3 protein-coding genes are annotated in these 5143 nt (G+C 37.6%); all 3 read left to right on the top strand.

Annotated elements, in window-relative coordinates; genetic code table 11:
- Nucleotides 1-181, top strand: a 181-nt coding sequence (locus RMO03_RS02825; protein WP_309640569.1) for a hypothetical protein, incomplete at its 5' end; no start/stop codon positions are given.
- Between the two features lie 586 nt (nt 182-767).
- The gene (locus RMO03_RS02830) at nt 768-1349 is read left to right on the top strand and encodes a hypothetical protein (RefSeq protein ID WP_309640570.1); all 582 of its coding nucleotides are present in this window, start codon (nt 768-770) and stop codon (nt 1347-1349) included.
- Between the two features lie 20 nt (nt 1350-1369).
- The coding region (locus RMO03_RS02835; RefSeq protein ID WP_309640571.1) for a hypothetical protein at nt 1370-5143 on the top strand (3774 nt) is incomplete at its 3' end.

Consider the following 5143-nt stretch of genomic DNA (forward strand, 5'->3'; position numbering starts at 1 on the left):
CGACAGAAGAGCCAAATCTACTATGGCATGGTTGGTTAAAAATGGAGTTGAAGAAAGTCGCTTAACAGGCAAAGGTTACGGGGAAACACAACTCGTAAACAAATGTGCCGATGGCGTGAAATGTTCGGAAGAAGAACATCAGGCTAATAGAAGAAGTGAATTCATTATTATAGCCTTATAATACTCTACCTTTATTATAGTATAGATTACAATCCAATTAATATAAAAAAGTTGCAAGAACGTTCTTGCAACTTTTTTGTTTATATCCTATAGGAATTTAAAGATGTGTGAATTACAGCCATTTAAATTCTTGTAGGGCTTTCTATTTTACTACAATATTTTCAATCGAAGATTAGTTACATCTAGCTTTTAAAAAAAATTTCAGCTTCAATTATCTTCTATTTGCATTGCACTTTTTCGATTAAATTCTTAAAAAATCGAACCCAATTCTAAAAAAATATTCGATAAAACAGCAGTAAAAAATACGTTTATTATGTTTATTTCTCGTAAAACAATTCTTACTTTATATTTAATTTAATGCATTTCATCGATATTTTATGTATTTAAACGATGATTTTTTTGGTGGAAACTTTATTTAAATATAGATTTGAAATGTCAAAACAAAGAATTTTTTAAAGCATAATATTTTAAGGTTACCGATTGAATTTAAGATCAAATTCATAAGAGCTGAAAAATAACATCGAAAAGACATCAACTGTTTTTAGTGTGTTTTAAGAAAATCTAAAAAACGAATTAAATTAAGTATCATGAAAACAAAGACTAAAAACCAATTCAATGGCCATCACTTCAGCATGGCTTGGTTTAAAAAGACAAATGCACTAATCATTACTATACTGCTATTAGTATTTTGTACTGCCCCAATACTGGCACAAGAACAAAGAGATGGCAATCGAGTACTAGAGAGAAAGGCATTCCTAACCAATCTTCGTACTAATGAGCTTGCTTCGAGAGCAACCAACTCTAATGCTCAGCATATCGAACAACTTATATCTAAAGTCCAACCGTCGGTATATTACTATTCTGGTGATCTAAAAACTTACGGAAGCAGACCAGTTTGTCTTTTTACCAATATTCAAGCTTTGAGTAGACTTAGTGGTATTGCAGTTCCAAAAGACAATATCGAAATGGTAACGATAAGAATCGAAAGTGCAAGCGATTTAAATGCACCCATCGATCTAAATCAATTTGTTGATTACAAAAATCTAAAATACATCCAAATCGTATCTAACATTTCTACAACGGAACAAATCATTACCAATATGATTCGCAACAATGAAGGAAAATATAGTGTGTTCTTTAAAATCCAAAACGGAGATAGCGACCAATAATATTGATAAAATTAATCATTATGAAGAATTTATACTTTAAATCGATGACCAAAAAACTTCAAAATATAGCCATCCTTTTTGCCCTAATCGGAACAACTATCAATGTTGAAGCTCAAGTTAATGTTGGTTTCACCCAAAGGACCTCACAGTATTCTCCTACCAAAAAGATTTATACTGTGAAAGGTGATTTTACGATGTTGGGAAATACCTGTCTAACACCGCAAAATTATAGTGATACGCAAAACAACAACGGGCAGTATATGACTTATGTTGATACTGATAACGATCCAAACACTTGGAACTCGTCCTCATCAACATTGACTTTATCAACCGAAAATGGAGCCGTTCCTAGTTGCTCTAATATTGTGTATGCAGGTTTGTATTGGACAGGAAAATCTTCTCCTGATCCGATTTTTAATGTACAAAAACAAATGCAAAGCGGAACACAAGCCATCAATAATAACCTAACGGTAGCTTATGATGAAAACATTGCCAATACCAACTATACGCTAACCATTTCTAGAAATGACCCTAGCAATAACAATCGAAATCCTATTTATACTTTTTCGGGAAACAGCAATAACTATGTATTCAATTTCTATAATAGTGGTGTTAATAGAGTGACACTTTCTATCAATGGAGCAACTGCGATCAATATTCCTGTCTCAGTAACTACCAACACAGAAGCTACTTTGACTGTTCCTTACGTAATCGTTGATGGATCGGTATCCATTACTATCAAAAAATTAATTCGAAGTGCCGCTACCAATCTTAGTAGTACAGATACACGAAACACATCGACTGCTGCGGTTACTGTTGCGGGAGCAATTCCAATATACACAACCGTTACAAAAGAATACAACAAAAGAGTAATCTCTTTAAAAGGACCAACTTCATCAAGCTATACACAATTCACAGCTGATGCAACTGACATTTACTACCCAAGCGGATCGGAAGATGACATCTATACGGCATACAAAGAAATTACGGATTACGTAAAACTAAATGGTATAGGAGAATATTTCGCTGCTGATATGGCTTTATTAGAAGGCGATCCAGGCGGAACTGGTTATTCCGGCGGTTGGGGAATTATTGTAGTTTATGAAAACTTCAAAATGAAATACCGTGATGTAACCATTTTTGATGGATATGCTTACGTAAAATCAACCAATACATCAGGATACACTCTACCAGTAGCTGGTTTCAACACCGTTCAAACCGGAACCGTTGGCGTAAAATTGGGTATGATGACCAGTGAAGGCGACGTAGATTTCACAGGAGATTATTTTAAAATTAGAAAAAACAGTGACGGTACCTACATGGATTTAAGTCACTCTGGAAATACTACAGGAAACTTCTTCAACTCTTCCATCAATGCAGGTGGAATCCGAAAACCAAACCTAGTCAATAACACAGGTATCGACATCTGTATGTTTAATGTACCCAATACCGGAAACACGGTAATTGGTAACAACCAGACTTCAACTTCTTTCAAATATGGAACCAGCAGTGATACCTACTCTATCTTCGCCATTGCAATGGCAGTTGATGCTTATGTTCCTGTGAATGAAGCCATCTTAAGTGCTGCAACAATCAATAATGTTCCAGCCGTAAAACCATATGTTTCTTTACCCGGACAAATCATCGGTTGTAATGTAAACATCAAAAACTTAGGTACTGAAGCGATCAGCAACTATAAAATGTATATCCCGATTCCGTATAATGCGACTTATGTACCTGGAAGTGCGGTAGGAACTATACTATTTACGCCGCTTCCAACCCCAAACAATATCTATTTCGATGCTGCTATGGGTGACTATGGTACTATCGTTTGGGATTTTGGTACGTTGCCATTGCCTGCACTGTCAAGCACTTTATTGGCAAAACTAAGTTTCAACCTAAAAGCCACTGTGGATTGCAACATATTAAACAATGCAACCTGCGGAAGCCAGATTGTCGTTAACGGACTTTCAAGCGGAATCGGTGCCGTCACAGGAATCGTCTTCAGCAATAATAAAATGATCGAAGGATATGCCGAAGGTGGCGCCTGTATCGGTGAACCCTTACCGCAAACCTTAACCGTAGGCATCAACGCGATTGGTTTCCTTGGAGCCAATTGTCCGGGAATGCCTGCTATAAGACCTCTCGTTTACTGTACTCCTGGAACAACCGTTTCAAAGGCGACCGTAGCCACTAGTTTCCCTGCCGGATCTAAATTCTACGATTCTGTCCCGGTAACGGCGAGTACTATAGAATTCACGACCAGCAATCCTTTTCCACTGACAATTGCCACAAGCCCTACCTATTATGCGGTTCCACCAACTGGAATAGCAGGTTGTAGTTTTCCATTTACAATCAGAAAATGTAAAGTAATCGATGCTGTTAATGATACTGGAACCAACATCATAGGTTCTGTTGGCGGAACTTCATTCACGAATGTACTGGCTAACGATACTATGAATGGTGCCTCTTTTACAGCTTCTGAAGTCAACTTAACTTTCGTAAGTGCAACCAACGCCGGCATCACGCTTTCAGGTAGTAACGTAATCGTTGCACCCGGAACTCCTGCTGGAAACTATACTTTAACGTATCAAATATGTGAAGTAGCAAGCCCAGCCAACTGCGATACTGCAGTGGTGACCGTAAGAGTATTGGCTGCAGATATTGACGCCAATAACGATATCGGTATTCCTTTGAATGGCTATGTAGGCGGAATTGGATATGCGAATGTATTGGTAAATGATACCTTGAATGGAGTACTTGTAAACCCATCACAAGTAATCACTACTTTCGTTTCATCGAATAATGCTGGTGTAACACTATCCGGAACTGACGTTTTAGTAGCTGCCGGAACACCTGCTGGTGTTTTTGTACTGAACTATCAAATTTGTGAAGTATTAAATCCAACAAATTGCGATGCTACTACCGTAAAAGTTATTGTAAACGCCGCTCCTATTGATGCTGTCAATGACATTGGAACTCCAATAAATGGTGCTACAGGTGGAATGGCTTTCACGAATGTATTGGTTAACGATACTTTGAATGGTGCTGCCGTAATACCTAATCAAGTCACTACAACTTTTGTAAGTGCTACAAATCCTGGTATTACTTTGTCAGGAACTAATGTAATGGTTGCAGCGGGAACACCTGCGGGAACTTATACATTAACTTATCAAATCTGCGAAAAATTAAACACCACAAACTGCGATACTGCTACAGTTTCTGTTTCTGTTAATGCGGCTGCAATCATCGCCAATGACGATACCGGAACAACTGTAAACGGGTTTTCTGGCGGAACGGCTTTCACAAACGTTTTAATCAATGATACTTTGAATGGCGTTGCGGTTGTACCTTCAAAAGTGACTACAACTTTTGTCAGTTCGACTAATGCTGGAATAACACTTTCTGGAACGAATGTACTTGTAGCTGCGGGAACACCTGCCGGTTCATATACATTAACATACAAAATCTGCGAAGTTCTAAATCCTACAAATTGCGACAACGCTAATGTAACTGTAACGGTTTCGGCCGCTACAATTCTTGCCAATGATGATACTGGAGTTTCTGTAAACGGACTTACCGGTGGAACTTCATTCACAAACGTGTTAGTAAATGATACTTTGAATGGTGTTTTAGTAAACGCTTCACAAGTAAACTTAACTTTTGTAAGTGCCACAAACGCTGGAATCACTTTATCAGGAAGTAATGTAGTGGTTGCTGCGGGAACAACTGCAGGAACTTACACTTTAACTTACCAAATCTGCGAGGTTTTAAATCCTTCAAACTGCGATACT

It is taken from the genome of Flavobacterium sp., from assembly GCF_031411595.1.
Classification (GTDB): domain Bacteria; phylum Bacteroidota; class Bacteroidia; order Flavobacteriales; family Flavobacteriaceae; genus Flavobacterium.

Bases quoted from the DNA above. Each gene is read 5' to 3' on its own strand.
- RMO03_RS02830 (WP_309640570.1), top strand. From the start codon at position 768: ATGAAAACAAAGACTAAAAACCAATTCAATGGCCATCACTTCAGCATG.